18 protein-coding genes are annotated in these 19,456 nt (G+C 67.1%); 10 read left to right on the top strand and 8 right to left on the bottom strand.

The annotated features are described in order from the left end of the window. Positions 1–4: 4 nt before the first annotated feature. From AB0I43_RS16325 to AB0I43_RS16315, 3 genes are all read right to left on the bottom strand, one after another. Complete coding sequence (locus tag AB0I43_RS16325; protein WP_356979521.1) at positions 5–946, bottom strand: alpha/beta fold hydrolase; 942 nt, start codon at positions 944–946, stop codon at positions 5–7. Between the two features lie 81 nt (positions 947–1,027). Further along, entirely contained in the window at positions 1,028–1,582 is a 555-nt protein-coding gene (locus tag AB0I43_RS16320) for a TetR family transcriptional regulator (RefSeq protein ID WP_356979523.1), read from the bottom strand. Positions 1,583–1,642: 60 nt separating this feature from the next. Next, positions 1,643–2,131, bottom strand: coding sequence for a hypothetical protein (locus tag AB0I43_RS16315; protein ID WP_356979524.1), 489 nt, complete (start codon positions 2,129–2,131; stop codon positions 1,643–1,645). A 49-nt stretch (positions 2,132–2,180) separates the two neighbouring features. Here AB0I43_RS16315 and AB0I43_RS16310 point away from each other — a divergent pair, with 49 nt between their 5' ends. Both AB0I43_RS16310 and AB0I43_RS16305 read left to right on the top strand, forming a co-directional pair. After that, entirely contained in the window at positions 2,181–2,573 is a 393-nt protein-coding gene (locus AB0I43_RS16310; protein WP_356979525.1) for a PPOX class F420-dependent oxidoreductase, read from the top strand. A 98-nt stretch (positions 2,574–2,671) separates the two neighbouring features. Continuing rightward, positions 2,672–3,979, top strand: a complete 1,308-nt coding sequence (locus tag AB0I43_RS16305; protein WP_356979526.1) for a QsdR family transcriptional regulator — start codon at positions 2,672–2,674, stop codon at positions 3,977–3,979. Positions 3,980–3,989: 10 nt separating this feature from the next. On the opposite strand, the gene AB0I43_RS16300 is transcribed toward AB0I43_RS16305, so the two are convergent. Both AB0I43_RS16300 and AB0I43_RS16295 read right to left on the bottom strand, forming a co-directional pair. Next, a complete protein-coding gene (locus tag AB0I43_RS16300) occupies positions 3,990–5,486 on the bottom strand; it encodes an AMP-binding protein (protein WP_356979528.1) in 1,497 nt (498 codons plus the stop codon). A gap of 55 nt (positions 5,487–5,541) precedes the next feature. Then, a complete protein-coding gene (locus tag AB0I43_RS16295; RefSeq protein WP_356979530.1) occupies positions 5,542–6,525 on the bottom strand; it encodes an NADPH:quinone oxidoreductase family protein in 984 nt (327 codons plus the stop codon). Between the two features lie 278 nt (positions 6,526–6,803). Between AB0I43_RS16295 and AB0I43_RS16290 the strand changes: the two genes are divergently transcribed. The 4 genes from AB0I43_RS16290 to AB0I43_RS16275 all read left to right on the top strand — a co-directional run bounded on the left by AB0I43_RS16290 (position 6,804) and on the right by AB0I43_RS16275 (position 10,258). Beyond that, positions 6,804–7,400, top strand: coding sequence for a QsdR family transcriptional regulator (locus AB0I43_RS16290; protein WP_357432379.1), 597 nt, complete (start codon positions 6,804–6,806; stop codon positions 7,398–7,400). Between the two features lie 132 nt (positions 7,401–7,532). Further along, positions 7,533–8,435, top strand: coding sequence for an alpha/beta fold hydrolase (locus tag AB0I43_RS16285; protein ID WP_357432377.1), 903 nt, complete (start codon positions 7,533–7,535; stop codon positions 8,433–8,435). A 34-nt stretch (positions 8,436–8,469) separates the two neighbouring features. Continuing rightward, positions 8,470–8,847, top strand: a complete 378-nt coding sequence (locus AB0I43_RS16280; protein ID WP_357432375.1) for a hypothetical protein — start codon at positions 8,470–8,472, stop codon at positions 8,845–8,847. Between the two features lie 250 nt (positions 8,848–9,097). After that, the gene (locus AB0I43_RS16275) at positions 9,098–10,258 is read left to right on the top strand and encodes a VWA domain-containing protein (RefSeq protein WP_357432373.1); all 1,161 of its coding nucleotides are present in this window, start codon (positions 9,098–9,100) and stop codon (positions 10,256–10,258) included. 86 nt (positions 10,259–10,344) lie between these two features. Here the strand turns inward: AB0I43_RS16275 and AB0I43_RS16270 are convergent, their stop codons facing one another. Beyond that, positions 10,345–11,118 (bottom strand): SDR family oxidoreductase, encoded by a 774-nt coding sequence (locus tag AB0I43_RS16270; protein ID WP_357432372.1) that lies wholly within the window; start codon positions 11,116–11,118, stop codon positions 10,345–10,347. 94 nt (positions 11,119–11,212) lie between these two features. Here AB0I43_RS16270 and AB0I43_RS16265 point away from each other — a divergent pair, with 94 nt between their 5' ends. The 4 genes from AB0I43_RS16265 to AB0I43_RS16250 all read left to right on the top strand — a co-directional run bounded on the left by AB0I43_RS16265 (position 11,213) and on the right by AB0I43_RS16250 (position 17,048). Continuing rightward, positions 11,213–11,848, top strand: a complete 636-nt coding sequence (locus AB0I43_RS16265; RefSeq protein ID WP_357432370.1) for a TetR family transcriptional regulator — start codon at positions 11,213–11,215, stop codon at positions 11,846–11,848. A gap of 189 nt (positions 11,849–12,037) precedes the next feature. Beyond that, positions 12,038–12,652 (top strand): hypothetical protein, encoded by a 615-nt coding sequence (locus AB0I43_RS16260; protein WP_357432368.1) that lies wholly within the window; start codon positions 12,038–12,040, stop codon positions 12,650–12,652. 210 nt (positions 12,653–12,862) lie between these two features. Next, entirely contained in the window at positions 12,863–13,258 is a 396-nt protein-coding gene (locus AB0I43_RS16255; protein ID WP_357432367.1) for a hypothetical protein, read from the top strand. A 19-nt stretch (positions 13,259–13,277) separates the two neighbouring features. Then, complete coding sequence (locus AB0I43_RS16250; RefSeq protein WP_357432365.1) at positions 13,278–17,048, top strand: hypothetical protein; 3,771 nt, start codon at positions 13,278–13,280, stop codon at positions 17,046–17,048. Positions 17,049–17,098: 50 nt separating this feature from the next. Here the strand turns inward: AB0I43_RS16250 and AB0I43_RS16245 are convergent, their stop codons facing one another. Both AB0I43_RS16245 and AB0I43_RS16240 read right to left on the bottom strand, forming a co-directional pair. Beyond that, positions 17,099–17,782, bottom strand: a complete 684-nt coding sequence (locus AB0I43_RS16245) for a hypothetical protein (RefSeq protein WP_357432363.1) — start codon at positions 17,780–17,782, stop codon at positions 17,099–17,101. A 3-nt stretch (positions 17,783–17,785) separates the two neighbouring features. Then, a complete protein-coding gene (locus AB0I43_RS16240) occupies positions 17,786–19,330 on the bottom strand; it encodes a serine/threonine-protein kinase (RefSeq protein WP_357432361.1) in 1,545 nt (514 codons plus the stop codon). Positions 19,331–19,456: the final 126 nt, after the last annotated feature.

Raw genomic sequence — 19,456 nt, 5'->3', positions numbered from 1 at the left:
CGGGTCACCCGGCGTGCGCCGCGGCGAAATCCAGCAGCACGGCGGCCGTGCGCGCCGGATCCTCGACCATCGGTGAGTGCCCGACACCGTCCAGCAGTTCGACCCGCGCCCCCGGCACCACCCGGTAGTCGGCGGCCGACTCCGGCCGCCACCTGCGATCGGCCGCGCCGAAGAGCACCAGCAGCGGCTTGTCCGAAGTTTTCAGGCGTTCGGGGATGGGCCGCTGCGCGAGATAGTCGGTGGAGGCTTGCGACGTCGCGGTGAGCGCGTGATAGGTCAGCCCACGCAGATCCGCCACCAGCCGTGCCGGGATCTCCAGCTCGCGCGTGAAGGCGGAACTCATCGATCGCCGAAGCAGGGCATCGGTACGAAATCGCCACAGCAGTTGTCCTACAACAGGAACGGTCAATAGCCGCCCGGCCGGGCCCGCGGAGACGAACGCGTCCGGTCGCGGACCGGTGTCGACCAGCGCCAGCGCGCTCACCAGTGCCCCGCGCTGCTCGGCGAGCGAAGTGGCGACCGAACCGCCGGTCGAATGCCCGACCACCAGTGCCCGCCGCACGCCGAGCCGGTCCAGCACCGCGCCGACCCGGCGCGCCTGCTCCGGAATCGAATACCCGCCGCCCGACGGTTTGGCCGAACGCCCGTGCCCGAGCAGATCGATCCGGATCACGCGGTGTGCGCGCGACAGCTCCGGCAGCACCGCGTCCCACCAGTGCGCCGAGGCGGCCAGCCCGTGGATCAGCACCAGCGCAGGTCCTCCCGCCGGCCCGTCCTGGTAGACGGCGAGTTCCCCGCCGTCGAGCGCGATCAACCCGGCACCGGTGGCCCGAGCCTCCTCGCGGTTCACCGCCATCGTGTTCGACACCAGCAATCCGGCCAGCACCGAAACCGCCACCGCGAGGCCGAGCCGCCGACCGGTGCGGGATCTGTCAGTCGTAGTCATACGAATCAGCCTCGCCGGGTGGCTGATTCGAGTCTTGAACGAATGTTCCCCGGTCGCCCGGAAATTCGAGCGCGCGCCGGTTCACAGGAGGCGGCGCACCGCCTCGACGATGGCGCGGCGCCGGTCCTCGGCGGTCGCGTCATCGCTTTCGGCGACGGAGATTCCGGCGACGTTGCTCGGGCTCCACGCGAGCGCGATGCTCATGACCAGGGTCAGCAGCGCTGCGGGCGCGAAGCCGGTGCCGATGTCACTCGTCTCCTGCACGGCCGCCAGCGCTTCGACCCTGGCGTCGTGCGTCGTCGACGTGGCGGCCGCGCTCTGATCGCGCTCGAGCCGATGCCAGGTGGACAACCGGATGACCTCGGGATGAGCCTGGCAGTAGTCGAAAACCCGTCCGGCGTACTCGGGCAGGTCGTCCGCGGTGAAAGGGACCGAGTCGAGGCCCTCGGTGACACGGCTGTCGAAGACCGCGTCGAACAATTGGTCCTTGCTACAGAAATAGATGTAGATGAGATTCTTGTTGGCGGCCGCGCTCTTGGCGATCCGGTCTACCCGGGCCCCGGCGATTCCGTATGTCGCGAACTCTTCGGTGGCCGCCTGAAGAATGCGCGCCTTGGTAGCGTCGGCCCGAGACATAGGGTCGATCGTAGTCGCGGCGGACCGGTTGGTCCGCAGCCCGGGAACCGACCGGCCTCCTTACCCGATTCCGAACCAGGCGAGTGCCGCGTCCGAGGCGATCAGCAGCACCATGCACCAGAGCGTGACGCCGGTCATCACCCAGCGAATGAGCCGCCACCGGGGAATACCCAGCGCGGAACCGAGCAACGCGGAACCCCACGTCCCGAAAAGGGCGGGCCCCACTATTCCGAAACCCGCGACACCGAACCGGGCAACGACCCGGCGTGCCCGTCGCCCAGCGGCACCGGAAAGCCGGGCACTTGCCGCGGAATCCGGATCGGCGACGGTAACCGCCTGCACCGCAACGGTTTTCCCACGCACGCGCCAAGACCGCCAGAGCAGCCGCGCGCGCTCCATGGCGAAAACCGCGAAGACCACACAGCTCGCCGCACCCAGCAGCACCGCCGACAGCGCGGCCGGACCAGACAGCGAGAGCGAAAGACCGACAGGAATCGCGGGGGTACCCACGGCGAACCCCGCGAGCACAGTCCAGACGAATCGTCCCACGCCGATCCCTTCCGCCACCCGAAACTAACTAACTGGTTAGTATCTAACCATGAGACATGGTGACACAGCGCTCGACCATCTGTCGACCGGAAAGTATCTGCTGCTCACAACCTTTCGCCGCGACGGCACCCCCGTCCCCACCCCGGTCTGGGTGATGCGCGACGGCGCGACGCTGGCGGTCTGGAGCGCGGCAGACGCCGGAAAGGTGAAGCGAATCCGCAACAGCGACCGCATCACCGTCACCCGCTGCGACCGGCGCGGAAACCCACTCGGCACCCCCGCACCCGGCACCGCCGAACTACTGAGCCCCGACCAGAGCGCGCACTTCGTCACCCTGATGAAGCGCAAATACGGTCTGGTGGCCCGAATCGGACTGGCGGGCAACGCACTGCGCGGCGGCTCCGACCGCATGATAGGCATCCGGATTCGACTGGACGGATGAGCTGATCGTTCGAGGCTCTGCTCATAGACGGCCCGTGGCCGAGCGGCCGCTCGAGCCCTCCACCCGGCGCGGCTACCGGGCCGGTAACGTTGCCCGTCATGACCGTCTCCAACCGTGTGCCCGACCTCGACGGCAGTGGTCAGGGCGCGCGTTCGGTGACGGTCCGCCGGACCGACGACACCCTGATGGACGGGGCGGTGACGGTCTTCGCCGAGCACGGCTTCGACCGGGCGACGATGGAGGAACTCGCCGCGGCGGCCGGCGCTTCGAAACCGACCCTGTACTCACGGTTCGGTGACAAGGAACGGTTGTTCCAGTCGTGTGTGCGCCGTGAATCCGAACGGTTGCGGGATTGGATGCTCGAAAGCTACCGGCAGGCAAGGGATTCGGGGCTCCGAGAACATGCCGACGCCACTACTCGAGCTTTGTTCGACTATGCGGCCCGGCACGGCCGGGGATTCCTACTCCTGTACGGCGCGGCTAATCGCCCGTACGCACGGGAACTGCGCGACGAGGCGATGTCCGCGGTGCGGGCGGAGATCGCGGCGCTGATCCGGGCCGAGCAGGCCCCGCGCGACACCGGGGGCGCGAGCGCCGAATTCTGTGCCTCCGTTGTCGCGGATATCGCTGTGCGCGGCGTCATCCAGGCCGTCGAGCAAGATCTCGATTTCACCGCGGCCACCGAGCTGACGGTCTCGATGATCGTCGGCGCGCTCCGGCACCTGGACCCGATAGCGGCCGGAAAGCTCGATTCTCTCGCCCCGTCCGCGGCATCGGCGCGAGTCCCGGCCGACCCGTATCCGCCACTCACCGTTGCCCACTCGACTCCAGGGCCGCGCCCGAGCGGACGGCCGCCCGCAGCCACCGCCGAGCAGGTCCTGGACACGACGATCCGCTACTTCCGAAGCGAGGACCGCTTCGAGGCAGGTGCGGTCGCGACACACCTCGGCATCGGCCGCACCACGCTCTATCGCTGGTTCGGTTCACGAGAGGGGCTGTTGGGCGCCGCTTTCGCGCACCGATTCCAGCTGCTGGTCACCAGAGCCGACCATCGGTGCGGCAGCCGTGGCGCTCACCGCATCGCCGAGGTCCTCGACGCCGCGGCAGGGGCGATCGCCACGGACCCGGCCCTGCGGCGTTTCCTGGACAACGAGCCGGGTTCGGCACTGCGCCTGATCACCCGCGCCGACGGTCCCGTACACCCGGCCACGGTCGCGGTGATCGCGGCCCTGCTCGACCGCGCCCGCGACCACGATGGATACCGCCCGCCGATCGAAACCACCGCGCTGGCTTACGCCCTGGCCCGGGTGGGTGAAGCGTTCCTCTACGAGGGCACGGCGGGCGATATCGACGATGATCTCCGTGATCTGCGACAGATCACGCGAACCCTGCTCGGGATCGGGTGAGCGCGCCGGGTCAGCTCGGGTCGGTGAACACGCTCCGATCGACGGCGCGCTTGAGCACCTTGCCGGTGGGCCCCAGCGGTAACGCGTCCACGAACGCGAACCGGTGCGGCACCTTGTAGGCCGAAAGTCGTTGCTTGGCCCAGTCTCTGATCTCCTCGGCCGTCAGGCTGTGGCCCGGTCGCGGAACGACGACCGCGGCAACCTCTTCGCCGTATCGAACGTCCGGAACTCCGATGACTGCCAGCTCGGCGATCCCGGGGTGCCCGTAGAGAACTTCCTCGACCTCGGTGGGATAGACGTTGTATCCACCGCGAATGATCAGATCCTTGAGCCGGTCGACGACGAACAGGCAGCCGTCGGAGTCGAGGTGGCCCAGATCACCGGTCGCGAGCCAACCTCCGGACAGCTCGGCGGCGGTCTCCTCCGGACGCCGCCAATACCCCTTCATGATGCTCGGCCCCCGCAGGTAGATCGCGCCGACGGCCCCGACCGGCAGCACCGAGCCGCCATTGTCACGAATCTCGATCTCGGTCCCCGGCAACGCCTGCCCCACCGAGCCCGGCGGATACTGCCGATCCGGCGCCATATACGTTGCCGCACCCGTGGATTCGGTCAAGCCATAACCTTGCGACAAGCGGCACCCGTACCGCTGCCCGAACGCCTCGACGAGATCCGGCCGCAGTGCCGCCCCACCGGACGCGGCAAGGCGCAGACTGCGCAGATCGTCCGGGCCGTGGTCAGCCCCGGCCTGGAGCATCGCACTCCACATGGTCGGCACACCGGCGACGATGGTCAAGCGGTGGTCGCGCACCAGGTCCAGCATTCCGGCCGGGGTGAAACCGTCCAGCAGCGAGCACGGGCAGCCCAGACTCAGCGCGGTCAACAGCGCGACCGCCTGCCCGAAGACGTGGAAAAGAGGCAGCCCGGTGCCGACTCGATCGTCGGGCACCAACCCGAGCTGGTCGATGTAGACACCGGCGGTGTGGGTGAGGTTGGCGACGGTCAGCTCGACGCCTTTGGGTTTGCCCGTGGTCCCGGAGGTGTACAGCAGCACCGCCGTGTCGTCGGGGCGGCGCGACATCGGTTCCGGCAGCATACTTTCCGCGACGACACCGACACCGGGAGCCAGCATCTCGTAGCGGACGCCGTGCTTCGCGGCCGCGACCGCACCGGCACCCGTGCCCGAATGCCAATCGACGACCAGCGATGCCCCGGAATCGGCCAGCACCCAATCGATTTCGTGATCGGTGGCCATCGTGTTCATCGTCACCGCGACCACTCCGGCGATCTGCGCGCCGAGATAGGCGATGACGAACTCCGGCCGAGTGGGTGCGATCAACACCATCCGATCACCCGGTTCGAGGCCGCTTCGCCGCAGTCGCCCGCCGAAACAGGCTGCTCGCCTGATCAATTCGCCGTAGGTCAGCTCCTCCGACGGTGTGCGCAGGGCGATCCGATGCGGGTCGGTGACGGCATGCTGCCAGATCCGATCGACGACGTTGGCCATGGCGTGCGGTGCTCCTCGGGTGTGTGCGGCCGGGCCGCGAAGGTGTTCGGGGTGTTCACGGCAGGACGACGACGCGGCCGACAGTGGCGCCGGCGGCCAGGCGAGTCAGCGCCTCGGGCAGGTCGGCCAGGGCACACAGGCTGTCGATGACCGGAGCGATCTGCCCCCGCTCGGCGAGATCGGTCAGGGCGGCGTGCGCCTCGGCGACCGCGGGATGCCGCCGCTCCGAGTACAGCCCCCAGTGCAGGCCGATGATCGAATAGTTCTTCACCAGAGCGTGATTGAGCATCGGCGCCTGTACTTCGCCGGCCGAGAATCCGACCACGACGACCCTGCCGTCCGAGGCGACGCACTTGGTCGAGCGCAGGTAGGTCTGACCACCGACCGGGTCGTAGACCACATCGGCGCCCGCACCGCCGGTCGCCGCCTTGACCACGGCGACGAAATCCTCGGTGGTTCGGTCCACCACGACGTCGGCGCCCTGCGCCCGGGCGAGCGCGGCCTTGTCGGCTCCGCCGGCGACCGCGATGACACGGGCGCCCGCCGCCTTGCCCAATTGCACTGCCGCACTGCCCACTCCGCCCGCGGCCGCGTGCACGAGCAGCGTCTCGCCCGATCGCAGCCCGGCTCGATGGTGCAGGCCGAACCATCCCGTCTGATACGCGATGTGGAACGCCGCGGCCTGCGCGTCCGCCAGACCGGTCGGCGCCGGAAACGCCTGATGCGCGTTGACCACGGCGAACTCGGCGAACGCGCCGTGCGGCATGACCGTCACACCGACGATCCGGCTGCCCGGCTCGATCCCGGAGACGTCCGCGCCGACGGCGACCACTTCGCCGCAGACTTCGACTCCGGGCGTGAACGGCAGCTCCGGGCGGACCTGGTACTCGCCGCGGCACATCAGCACGTCGGGGAAGTTCGCCGCCGACGCGAGGACCCGGACCACCAACTGGCCCGGGCCGGGCGCCGGGTCCTCGATTTCGGTCCACCGCAGGGCCGCCTCCGGCGCTCCGAGCCGTGTTACCTGCCAAGCCTTCACAAGAATCTCCGATCCCGAGCCGTCGACTCGAACGCGCCGGCGGATCGCCGAGCGAATGGAACATGCAGTTGCATATGTTCCATTTGATGGAGGGCGCTGTCAATATCAACTCAGCGAATCAGGCTCCACAGGGCCATGATTGAGCACAGCCGGAAGGCACTGCCTTACTGGTCAGTAAAACATCGACAGATATCGTCGCGGCCGAAGTCCGCACCTGATCGTCGACGCGGGAGCCGGGTCGACGATCCGGGCAACCCCGGCGGACATAAGGTACGGATGTGTACGCCACCCCCGAGGAAATCGTCCGGTACGCAGCCGACCTCATCCGGAGCGGCACCCGGCTCGACACCCAGGCGATCGCGGCCCAGTTCGGCATGTCGCGAACAACCCTGTTCCGCAAGGTCGGAAATCGCGAGCAACTGCTGGGCGAAGCGCTGTGGTGGCTCGCCGAGGCGGCCTTGTCCCGCGCGAACGATCGGTGGCAGCGGGAATACGGGACCGCGCTGCGCGACGACCGAGGCCGGCTGCGATCGCTGCGAATCCTGGAGTACTACGGGGCGACCGTGGTCGGCGACCCGGGATTCGCGTGGCTACTGGAAAACGATCCGACCGCGCTGCGGGTGCTCACCAACCCGCAGGGCGAGGTGCAGCCGCGCCTGATCGCCGCGCACGCAACACTTTTCGACCGCGACATCCTCGAGGGCGGCTTGGCGCCGGTGGTCGACGTGCAGACGCTGAGCTTCGCCGTCGTCCGGCTCGAGGACGCGATTCTGTATTCCGACGTCCTGGCCGGCCACGCGGCCAACTTCCCCGCCGCGGTAACCCTGGTGCAGCACTTGGTCGAGAGCGTTCTGCAGGCTTCCGCTCCAGCGTGAGACCTTGTGCAACACATCACCAATGTGTTTCAGTGTAGTAGGTCACACTCCGCCGGGCCCGCGGCGTGACCTACACCGAGGCCGATCACCGTCGATACCGGAACCGGCCGCCACGTCACTGGGAAGTAATTCATGAAACACGGCCGATTCCACCGATTCACCGTCGCCGCGGCGGCAGCGGCTGCTCTGCTGGCGGGGACAGCAACGGTCCCCGCCCACGCCTCGGCACCCACCCCGCTGCGCACCGGTCTGTCGCCCTTCGGCGCGAACGACTGGAACTGCAAGCCTTCCGCCGAGCACCCCGCCCCCGTCGTCCTGGTCCACGCCACCGGCACCACGGCCGCCCTCAACTGGATCAACCTCTCCCCCATGCTCGCCGACGCCGGCTACTGCGTCTTCGCCTTCGACTACGGCGCGACCCTGCTCTCCCTCGGCCTGTACGGCGGCATCGGCGACATCCCGGCCTCGGCGCGGACCATGGCGGATTTCGTCGACCGGGTACTCCGAACCACGGGCGCGGAAAAGGTTGATGTCGTAGGCCATTCGCAAGGCGGAATGATGCCGAACTACTATCTGAAAAGACTCGGCGGCGCCGACAAGGTACGGACACTGATCGGGCTGTCGCCGAGCAACCACGGCACCACCAGCAACGGGCTCGGCACGCTCGCCGAAAACCTCCGCCTCACCGGCTGGGTCACCGGCTATTTCGACCTGATCCAGGCCCCCGCCTTCGGCCAGCAGAGTTCCGAATCACCCTTCATGAAAAGCCTTTTCGCCGATGGCGACACGGTGCCCGGCATCCGCTACGTCGTGATCCAGACCGCACACGACAAGGTCATCACGCCCTATACCAACGCGTTCCTCCAGGGCGAGAACGTCACCAACATCCTGATCCAGGACCAGTGCCCCGGCAATCCCGTCGGACATATCGGCATGTTCGCCGACGGCCCGACAATGCAGAACGTCCTCAACGCCTTGGGCCCGAATGTCCCGAACTTCCAACCGGCGTGTACCGGATACGGCCCGCCGCTCTAGATCCCGCGGCCGAGCGGCTATTTAGAATGCAGGCATGGAGAGTTCAGCTCGGCGGCAGGTACTCGGCGCGTATCGGCTCGTCTGCCTGCTCGGCAGCGCCGCCGCCCTCACCTACTTCGCACTAGCCGACGGACCGATAACCGCGTTGTTGGCGGTATTCCCCTGCTTCGCAGCAGTTTTGCTGACCTATCCTTGGTTGCCGCCCGCGCAGTCCGATGCGCGGGCGCGCCGCCACATCCTCTGGCTCATTGCGGGCGCGGCGATTTCGAGTGCGGTATGGACTCCAGCCTGGTGGGGGCTGGGTTTCGTCCTGGCACCCGCGGCCGTATTGGCACTGCTGGGCTATGCGTTCGCCGTGCGCGCCGCGGTGCGCCAGGCCGCGCAGCCCTGGGATCTCACCAGCCAGCCCTGACGCTCCCACCCAGATTCACGATGCTGTAGTATCGCTGGATCGAAACTGTCGTGCACCGGGGGGTTCCATGTCGTCTCGCATCGTCCAGCTCTTGTGCGCCCTCACGCTCGGCGTGAGTCTGACCGCAGCCTGTGCGGAGACCGGCGGCACACCGGCGCCACCACCCTCGCTCACTCCGGGAGTTATCCCTGCTCTCGCCGCTGTCGCCTACCCTGACGCGCCCAGGGAACTGACCGACACCGAAAAACTGATGATGTACGAACCCGGCCGATACGCGGGCGACAAGTTCGATGAACAGGCCGTGCTGCAAGCGCTCGAGATCATGGCCCCGCGCACCACCGAGGAATGGCAACGGGGAATCTTGTCCCAGATCCATGGCGACTATGCCACAGCAGTGCGGCAGACGATCGAATTCGATCCGCGAATCGGAAAGACCGCACCCAGTCCCGAGGGCGAACCGGCCCTCGCCGCGGTCGGCACCAATCATTTCGCGCTGGTCCTCGACGCCAGCGGGTCGATGGCCGAACCTTCCGGCGCAGGCAGCCGCCTGGACGAGGCGAAATCGGCGCTGACGCGGTTCGTCACCGCTCTGCCCGACAACGCGACAGTCAGTTTGCGCGTCTACGGCCACCGAGGCGGCAACGATGAGGCCGGGAGATCCGAATCCTGCGCCGCGACCGAAATCGTCTACAGCGATAAGGCCGACCCTGCCCGTCTTGCCGCCGCTTTGACCGGGATCAAGCCGACCGGGTGGACGCCGCTGGCCTCCTCGATCGCCGCCGTAGCCGCCGATATTCCGGCGAACGCCACCGACAGCATCGCCTACATCGTGACCGACGGCCTGGAAACCTGCGGCGGCGATCCGGTGCGCGCGGCCAAAGAACTCGCGGGCAGCGGCATCAAGCCGATCGTGAACGTGGTCGGCTTCCACGCGGGCGACGCCGACCGGGCCGCCCTCGAAGCGATCGCCGCTGCTGGCAACGGAACCTACACAGCCGCCTCGGACACCCGCGCCCTCGACACTTACCTCGACGCCGAATATCAGAGGCTGATGGCGGCTTGGAACCAGTGGAAACAAACCGAACTCGCGCGAATCACCACCGAGGGCACCCGCAAGATGACCGAGGCCGACGCCATCGGCAAACGCATCATGGAGGCCGCGAACACCGAGCAGGCACACGCCAACACGGTGATCGAGGCGCTGGTACGAGCCGGAAAACTCAACTATGACACCAAATCCGCGGTGTGGAGCCACTTCTACGATCGCAAAGCCCGGTTGTGGGGCTATGGCTACAGCACGAAATCCAGCAACTGGAGCGCCGCCTACACCGAGAAGAGCACCAACTGGAGCACGGTCTACGCCACAGCCACGAGTCGATGGTCGGAGTACTACACCAAGTCACACAACTGAACCCGGGTCGTGCTGATGGGGATCGCAACTACCTCCGTCGCGGTCGGCTACCTATCTGAAAGTCCAGGCACTGCCCGAGCGACGACTTACGTGTGCGCGGCTCCATCGATCCGGATCTCGGTGCCGCTGATGAAGCGGCCGTCGTCGGAGACGAGCATGGCGATGACGCCCGCGACGTTCTCCGGACCGGCCATCTCGGCCGGATTGTCCTGCGGGACAATGGCCATCAGGCGGCTGAACAGGGACCAATCGGCGTCCTGGGGCAGGTAGCCGGGTGTCGCGTCGGTGATCCCGGACTTGATGCCGCCCGGCGCGACGCTGACCGCGCGCAGGCCGCGCTTGCCGTATTCCAGAGCCAATACATGGGTCAAGGTCTGGATGCCGCCCTTGCTGGCGGAGTAGGCCGCCATGTAGGGGTGGGCGAAGTTGGCCGAGGTGGAGCTGAAGTTCACGACGGTGCTGCTCGGGTTGTCGAGCAGCGCGGGCAGCGCCTCGCGGGTGACGAGGAAGGTGCCGGTGAGGTTGACGGTGATGATCTGGTTCCACAGCTCCAGCGAGGTCTCGTGGGTGTGGGCCGCACGCAGAATGCCCGCGGCGTTGACCAGGGCGTCCAGTCCCCCGAGCGTGTCGATGGCGCTGCGGACACCCGCGATGACGTCGGCCTCGTCGGCGATGTTCATCTCGAGGGTGGTGAGACGCTCGTCCGCGCCGGCCTGCTTGCGCGTCAGCGCCAGACCTTCGGCGTTGACGTCGGCGCCGACAACGATCGCGCCTTCGGCCAGCAGGCGAAGGGCGGTGGCCTGACCGATGCCGGACCCGGCGCCCGTCACCAGGATGCGGCGATTATCGAGGCGATTCATGGTTCTCTCCGATCTCTACGAGCATTTACTGACATACTATGCCAAATATGACACAGTGTGCCATCAAACCTGCCCACTCGGTAGAGTGCCCCTCGTGACCAAGGAGAAAGGCCGCACCGCGCGCGGGCCGGGACGACCAGCGCTCAGCGAGACCCGCCGCGCCGCGACCCGCCGGGAAGTGGCACTGGTGGCGGCCCGTCTCTTCGCCGAAAACGGCTATGGCACAACAACAGTCGACGACATCGCGGCCGAGGTCGGCATGGGCCTGCGCACTTTCTATCGCTATTTCGCCACCAAAGAGGACGTGGTCGCCCCACTGCTGGCCCTCGGCACCCAGGCATGGGCGGACGAACTGGCCGCCTGCCCGCCCGACCAGCCGCTGCGGGCGGCCCTCGCCCAGTCCTACCGCACCGCGACCGCCGCCTCCCTGGCCGAACAGGGCATCACCGAAACCCTGCTGCGCCCCCTGCTGCTCGCCGCGACCGAACTCCCGGCCCTCAGCTCGACCTGGTTGCGCGTCCAGCGCGACTGCGAAACCACACTCATCCCCATCATCGCCGCCCGCACCGGCCGCCCCACCGACGACCTCGACGTGGCCCTGGCCGCGGCCGTCGCCAACACCGCCGTCCGTCTCGCGACCGAATTGTGGGCCTCAGGCGCGACCACCGGCTCCGCGGCCGATGCTGTCGAGACCTGCCTCGGCCGGCTCAGCACCCACAGTCTGCTGTAGCTGCACACGGCACCGCGGCCATGTGCCGCGCTCTCGTGGCCCTACCCACCGGTGGACACAACACCCGGAGGGCGGCACGCGCCCGGGGCTGATGGGCTCGCGCGCGCCCCGATTCCGGCGGCGGACCGCGCGCCTAGGTTCGGTGGGTTCGATCAGCCACGAGTATCCACACGATCGAAGGGGTCACACATGATCATGCGTCGAGCCATGGCCACCACACTGGCCGCGCTCACCGTCCCGGTGGCACTCGCCCTGGGTGCCGCTCCGGCCGCGGCGGTCCCGGCCGTCCACGCGCCGGGCGTCGAGGTCGGCGGCGAAGCCGCACAGCTCCCGATTCCCATCCCCATCCCGGTGCCCGTGCCGTTGTCGTCTGCGGAGGGGAAACCGCAGACCTGTGAGCAGAGCGCGGCCGCCGGCGAACAGAGTTCCGCGCGCAGCCGAGCGGACGAGGACTTCGGCGTCGACGACGAGGAAGGGCTGCCGCTGGCGAAGCCCGACGCGAACAGCACCGGGACCGGTGAGCAGTCCGCGCCGCCGCCGGTGCTGCGCGCGGAAGAGGACCGGCCCGCGCGGTCCGAACGCGCCCAGTACGGCACCAGCGAATCGGACTCCACGTGCCCCGGCGTCGAGGAGGGCGCGTCGCCGAGCGCTGATACACCATCGGTGGGTACGGCCGATACCAAGCGGCCCCCGGCGGCCGAAGAGGAAAGTAGCCAATCGGCGCGGTCCGACGAGACCGGGGCTCAAAAGCCGCTGCCTCTGCTCACCGGAACGGACTCCGAGCAGCGGTCTGCCGAAAACTGACTCCAGCTCGATGAACACCGGTTGTCGCCCACGAGTGAGAACCGGTGTTCGTCGATCGGGTCCACGAGGCCGGCGCGGAGTAGTACCGGAAACGCCGGGAACGGCGCCGCCGGGGCGTGCGGGCTGGACGACCTCGCCGATGCGCGGCGGGGCCGATCCCCTAACGGCCACGGTGACGCCCGGAATCCATTCACATATATCGCTGCCACGGTGGATGATTGGATCGTGATCGATGCACGACGCTATGTAGTGATCGCGACCTGCTTCCTGATTGCCATCTTGGCGGTGATTTTCTTTGTCCTGCAACGGGATCAAGCCGGCAAGATCGCCCCGTCCGTAGCGGCGCTGGCCGGCGTCGCTGCAGTCGGAGTGGGAATCTGGACCGCCTTGCGACAGCCACCGAAATCCGGTTCGACCCAGGTTCGGAACTCGGGCCCCGCCACGTCCGGCCTGGACGGCAGGGCAATCTCGGGAGCAAGCACTCGGAATTCGCCATCGGGTGACATCACTGTCGATGGCAGCGGACCCGCTGATGCCGCCGCCGGCGGCACCGCCGTCAGCGGAGTCGAGCGCATCGATGATCCCCGGCCCGGATCTCCGGCTTGAGCGTCGGAGGCAATTGCTTGTGGCTGAAAACTATTCGGTTCGCAACTCGGGACCCGCGATCGCGGCGCCGGGCGGAGTCGCGGTCAGCGGAATCCTGCACGGCGACATCTATCAAGCATCGGTACCCCTGCCGCAGTCGGAGTACCTACGCCAAGTCCGGCAGTTGGCACCCGAGAAGCTGGAAGGACGAGACGCCGAACTCGCGGAGCTGGCAGCCTTTGCCGCGTCCGAGGGTTCGCCGTCTTGGCAGTGGTGGCAGGCTCCCGCGTGGTGGGGCAAGTCGGCGCTGATGTCGTGGTTCGTCACGCATCCGCCGCCTGCCGTCACCGTCGTCTCGTTCTTTGTCACCTCGCGATGGGCCGGGCAGAGCGACTACATAGCCTTCACCGATATTGTCATCGAGCAACTGGCCGAGATTGCCGGGCGCCCGATCCCCGCGTTCCTCACCGACGCCACGCGTAACTCCCACTTGCTGGCCATGCTCGACGCCGCGGCGTCGGTCTGCCGGGATAGCGGCCGCACCCTGGTGCTGCTCATCGATGGAATCGATGAGGATCACGGCATGGTGCCGGGCCCGGCGGGCCACAGCATCGCCGCTCTGCTTCCCGCACTGCCGCCCGATGGGGTACGCATCCTGTTATCGGGACGACCGGTCGCAGTGCCTTCGGATGTGGAGGGGAACCACCCCCTGCACGACACGTCCATCGTCCGGGCCCTCAGTCAATCGTCGCAAGCCACCGTGATCAGGACGGCAGCCGAACGGGAACTGCAGCGGTTGCTCTATGGCACGTCCTCCGAGCAGGATCTGCTGGGGCTGGTCGTCGCCTCGGGTGGTGGCTTGACCGCCGCGGATCTCGCCGATCTGCTCGGGATCTCACCGGGACACGTCGCCGATCAGCTGGGATCTGTCACCGGCAGGTCCTTTTCGGCCCGGCCGAGCCTGCTCGATCCGGCGGCCAGACCTCACAACTACATCCTTGCTCACGAGGAACTGCAACAGATAGCGACCAGCAGGATCGGTGCAACGCGGCTCGGCGAGTACAGGGACGAAATCCACGCCTGGGCCGACCGATATCGTGCACACCAGTGGCCCGAGAGTACGCCGGAATACCTGCTCCGCGGCTACTTCTCACTGCTGACCACCCTCGGCGACAGCACACGCATGTCGATGTGCGCGATCGACTGGGCCCGCCACGACCGCATGCGCGTCAGCTCGGGCGGCGACTCGAGTGCGCTCGTGGAAGTCGCGGCCGCACAGGAAGCGCTGTGTCATGACCTGGAACCCGATCTCGGCACCGCGCTTCGCCTGGCGATCAGCCGCGAGCGGCTGCTCGAGCGCAACGCCTACATCCCTGAAGATCTGCCCGCCGCCATGGTCGCCATCGGCCGCCCCGCCTACGCCGAGGCGCTGGCACTGTCGATCCGCCGGGACTCCGACCGGGTCGCCGCGTTGGGCGCCGCGGCGACAGCCCTCGCGGCCGCCGGTGACATCGACGGGGCGCGACGTCTGACCGTCCTCGGTGGTGAACTTCTCGGCAACGATTACATCTACGACACCAGCCGTGCGAAATTGATCCGTGCGGCCGTGGTCACCGGAATGGTCGACACCGCGGTCGCGGTCTCCGATTCCGATGACACTGCGCAGCGTGCGATCGTCGAGGCGCTGCTGTCCGTCGGCGATCGTTCAGCCGCCGAAACTCGCGCGGCGACGATGCGGGATCCAGCCGAGCGCGCACGGGCGTTCGCGGAAGTCAGCCGCGCCTATGCGGTCTCGGCCGAATCTGCGCGGGCCAAGGACACGCTCGCCCGGGCCGAACGCGCGATGCGGCGGATACGCGACAAAGACGAGCTGATCGATGTCCTGTCCAGCCTCGCCCGAGCGCAGCTAGCTGTCGGGAATACCCGCGACGCCCGCCGCACGGCCGAACGTGCCAGAAAGATCGTGCGACACCAAGACTCCAGCGACGAAGAGAAGATCGCCGCCGCGGCGGCCTTGCTGGCCGTGGGCGAACATCACCGCGCCACCGCGCTGGCCGACGAAGTGTGCGCCGATGTGCGGTGGGTCGACAGCGACGACTTGACAGAGCTCATCGCTCGGATGGCGGAACATGGGCTCGACGACTGGTGCGAGCGCACCATCGCCGCCTTCGCGAGCCCTGCGCACCAAATCCATTGCCTGGCCGCGTGGATCGCGAACGCTCAGACCATCCGGCCGGACAACCTGCGGCGCATGATCGCCATGGCGGATGCGGCGGTGCATCGATCAGAACACCAGAACTCGCTCGCCCACGAGCTGACCGCACTCGGGCTGGCACTCGCGGCGACCGGGCAGCAGCAACTCGCCACCCGATGGGTGGAGCGCGCCGAGGTCGCCGCGCGCTCGAGCCGGCCCGAGCACCGGTGGCGTGGGCCGCTAGCCCTCGTCGCGGCTGTTGCCGTGACCGGGGATCTCTCACTTTCGCTTTCCCTCATGCGCCGAGCGGCCACCCGGTGGGCGGCAGAGTTCGAGGACGACGAGTGGGAGGCAGACTTCCGGGACCGGATGATCGGCTGGCTCGCCGAGCGGGTCGTCCGCACCGGCAGCGCGGAGGACGCCCTCGACCTCGTCGCTCTCACCGAATTGATCGAGAACACCGAGTATCGTCACACCCTGCTGGCCGGATTGGCGGGCACCTTCGCGGCGGCCGGAGACTTCGCTACGGTCCGGAGTTTGGCAGAGCACCTCGAAGACCATGCCCAATGCCGTTCGATGACACTCAGTCGCGCCACCGCGGCGGCTGCCAGGGCCGGACATCCCGAGATCGCCGACAGTTTCCTAGCAGAAGCCGGCGCACTCGCCGACACCGTCGAAGGCCCCCACACCGCCGCACATGTGCTGTGCCATCTCGCCGATGCCTACACGGCCATCGGCGATCCGAAGCGCGCGGCCGAACTGCTCGATCGCGCCACGTCGGTCGCCCGCACATTGACCTGCTCGACAGCACGACAGTGCACCTTCAACCAAATCATCGAGCTTTCCGTCGCGGCGCAGCGCACCGAGTTCGCCGAGGACCTCGCGCGCTCCATAGATGAGCGATTCTGGCGTGCCTATGCTCTGTGTGACCTGATGCGAGCTCTCGTCGACAACAATCTGCTCGAGGACATCGGAAAGCTCTCCGAGGAGGTCCACAGGCTCGCCGACGCCGCCGAAACCACACAGCAGCGAGTACATCTCCTGTGTGAGCTCTGCAGAATTCACGCCTCCGTACCAGGTCGGGCAGCATTACCCCGATACGCCGATGTCACAGCCGAACTCATCGCCGGCACCTACCGTGGAGTGGCCTGGCAAGCCACACTGAATCGACGACTACTCCAGATCCCCGAGGACGAAGGCGATCATCACAACCTTCCGACCGAGTTCGCCCGCGACCTACTGGACATCATGATCGAAGCCGGCGAACTGGATTGGGCGGCCGAGCACCTCGAGCTGGTGAACGAAACCAATATGCGAGCCGACATTCGAGCCGCTCTCACCGAAGCCGTCGCCGCCGCCGGTGATATCGACCGGGCACAGGAACTCGCCCTCGGCCAGCGTGACAGCGCCGACATCGCTCGCGCGCTGAGCGCGATCGCACCACACGCACAACCGGATCGAGCACGCCAACTCCTGACACTCGCCCTCACCCTCGGCGACTGCGACTGGGCGGTCACGGCACAGGCGATCGCCGCCATCGACCCGGAGGCGATAGTGGAAGCGGCCCAGCATGACGCACCTGCCCCGGCGTCCAGCCGGGCGCCCACGCGTCTGTAGCTCTCGGCGTAGGTCGAACGAGTGGGAGAGCGGAAACGACGCGCCGCGGGCTACCGCGCGGCTTCCGAAGCCGCAGCCGCCAAGAAAGCCTTGGCCAACTCGATCGCCCCTCTCCTGGCATCCTCCTTGCTGATCGCGACCATCATCGGCGCGAGAATGGAGAACGAAAAGCTCAGGTTCTTGTCTCGCACAACCACTCCCGGCCTCTCGGTATCGCCCACCTCGATGACAGCCTCATCCCACGGCCCTTCGAGTCGTTCCGACCTCTTGTCGCCGAACAACACACCCAATGCGTGCTGGTACGGACCTGCGGCCTCGGCAGCCGTGTTCGAAATAGTGAAATACAGCCCCAGGAACGATCGACTGATCGCTTGCCCTTCACCAGCATTTTGGCAGATCCCCTCGGTCGGCCTGGTTTTCAGGCGATCCTCGAGTTGTGCGATCCGCAATTCTGCGGGAATTCGCGAAGTGTCGACACTTCTGCAAATATTCTCCGACTTGCGGTAATTGCGATCGGCCGACCCCGTGGAAGCGACAGGAGTAGCGGTGCCAGCGCCACCGGAATCGGATCTCGTCGAGACGACGATCGCAAGGGCAACGGCGACAACAACCACCACAGCGCCCAGGCCACCGATCAGCCACCGCGTATCGGTCCCGAGCGGGCGGCGGGGAGAGTGGCGTTGCGGCATCGGGTTCCGCTGCGCGTCCGTCGGCGGCCGAGTTGGTTCTGTCATCGTTCACGTCCCTTGGCGCGGGCCCAGGCAGACCGTGAAGGCGATAGCGGGGAAGACTTCACTCTTCCAGCTGGTTGAGGTCTCATAGCCGCGGCAATAGGTTTTCCCGACATCGTATTCCTCGATACGTTGGCTCACTTGGAGAGCGCTGGTGTGGTTGCAATCAGATTTCTGAACAGATGTGTTCTCACCGGATCCGGTAACGGCCAGGCAGCTACCGACCTCTGTGTGGCCTATCACGTCGTATATCCCGAAGTATTGCAGTCGCAAGCACAACAGGACATCCGAGCCGGGTATCAGATGCGCCCAGTCGAGTTCCACTTCCGGCGAAGTGCAGTCATCGATATCGGATCCGCCGATCACGCGTTCCAGCACAGTGAACGTGGAGAGGGTACATTTCGCGAGGGTCCATTCCACATCGTGCGGCCCGGAGCCGTAAATACAGTCGCCTACGCCGGCTTTGAGGATCTCCGGTGGTGGCTTTGTGATCGAAGTGGTTGCCAGAGGCGGGTCATAGGCGCTACGACCTCCGCTCGGCAGCAAGGCCGCGACCGCGACGATCGTGACGATGCCCAGCACCGCCGCGACGATCAACGTCGTGACGACTCCCGCCGACGGCCGTCCCGACACAGCGGCAGGTGAACGATCCGGCTGGGGAACGCCGTCCTCGGCGAAGTCGGTCGCCCCCGCATAGCGGTTCGAGACGAGGGGACGCGACAACGCCTGCGCTGCGGCATCGACGAAGTCGACACAGCTCGGATATCGATCGTCGGGATCTTTGGCCAGGACCTTCGCGAAGACCGCTGTCAGGGCGGGCGGCAACGCGGGCCGCGCCGCCCGGGGATCGGGGACCGGCTGGATGCGGTGGGCGAGCGCGATGGCCATCGAATCCTCGCCCGAGAACGGATATTGGCCGGTCAGCAGGTGATACAGCGTGCAACCCAGGGAGTACTGGTCGGCGCGCGGCCCGGTTGCCTGCGTGGAGTCGAAACGCTCGGGTGCCGCATACGGCGGCGAGGCGGCTACCGCGTGATTGGTGAGCGTGCCGTCCAGCGCCCGGGCAATCCCGAAATCGGTCAGCAGGACATGTTCACCGTGAACGGAGTCGTAGGAGAGGAGGAGGTTCGCGGGTTTCACATCTCGATGCAGAACCTTGCGCTCGTGCGCGAAGTCGAGTGCGTGAGCGGCGCCGCCGATCAAGCGGACAGCACGATCCGGATCCAAGCCACCAGCCTCGGAGTGGAGCAGTGCGGCTATGTCACCGCCCTCGATTAAGCGGCTCGCCATCCACAACACCGGATCTCCGGGATCGCTGCGGTCGTAGACGGCGACAATGTGCGGATGATCCAGCCCTGCGGCGAGTTCGGCTTCGGTGTCGAATGCTCTCCGCGCAGCAGCACTGTCGGCGAGAGAATCGTGGAGCACTTTCACTGCGACACGACGCGGAAGCCTGGGATGGCGTGCTCGATAGACCACTCCCATGCCGCCGGATCCGAGTCGCCCTTCGATGGTGTAGCCGGCGAACACCTCGCCGTCTCGCAGCAACAACCCCTCACTCCTCATCGACTGGGTACGGCCCCACACCCGCGACAGGGCACGGTGCGCCCTGTCGCCCAAACTAATGCAGATGTGCGAACGAGGACAGTCGAGACGAGTCACCGACTGCCGTGTCGC

This window comes from Nocardia sp. NPDC050435 (assembly GCF_040655395.1).
Taxonomy (GTDB): domain Bacteria; phylum Actinomycetota; class Actinomycetes; order Mycobacteriales; family Mycobacteriaceae; genus Nocardia.
The sequence above is the reverse complement of the archived record's forward strand: the minus strand, read 5'-3'. Positions and strand labels throughout refer to the sequence as shown.

Coding starts and splice junctions, on each gene's coding strand:
- AB0I43_RS16285 (WP_357432377.1), top strand. CDS start 7,533: ATGAAACACGGCCGATTCCACCGATTCACCGTCGCCGCGGCGGCAGCG.
- AB0I43_RS16270 (WP_357432372.1), bottom strand. CDS start 11,118: ATGAATCGCCTCGATAATCGCCGCATCCTGGTGACGGGCGCCGGGTCC.
- AB0I43_RS16300 (WP_356979528.1), bottom strand. CDS start 5,486: ATGGCCAACGTCGTCGATCGGATCTGGCAGCATGCCGTCACCGACCCG.
- AB0I43_RS16310 (WP_356979525.1), top strand. CDS start 2,181: ATGAGACATGGTGACACAGCGCTCGACCATCTGTCGACCGGAAAGTAT.
- AB0I43_RS16325 (WP_356979521.1), bottom strand. CDS start 946: ATGACTACGACTGACAGATCCCGCACCGGTCGGCGGCTCGGCCTCGCG.
- AB0I43_RS16305 (WP_356979526.1), top strand. CDS start 2,672: ATGACCGTCTCCAACCGTGTGCCCGACCTCGACGGCAGTGGTCAGGGC.
- AB0I43_RS16320 (WP_356979523.1), bottom strand. CDS start 1,582: ATGTCTCGGGCCGACGCTACCAAGGCGCGCATTCTTCAGGCGGCCACC.
- AB0I43_RS16245 (WP_357432363.1), bottom strand. CDS start 17,782: ATGACAGAACCAACTCGGCCGCCGACGGACGCGCAGCGGAACCCGATG.
- AB0I43_RS16280 (WP_357432375.1), top strand. CDS start 8,470: ATGGAGAGTTCAGCTCGGCGGCAGGTACTCGGCGCGTATCGGCTCGTC.
- AB0I43_RS16275 (WP_357432373.1), top strand. CDS start 9,098: ATGATGTACGAACCCGGCCGATACGCGGGCGACAAGTTCGATGAACAG.
- AB0I43_RS16260 (WP_357432368.1), top strand. CDS start 12,038: ATGATCATGCGTCGAGCCATGGCCACCACACTGGCCGCGCTCACCGTC.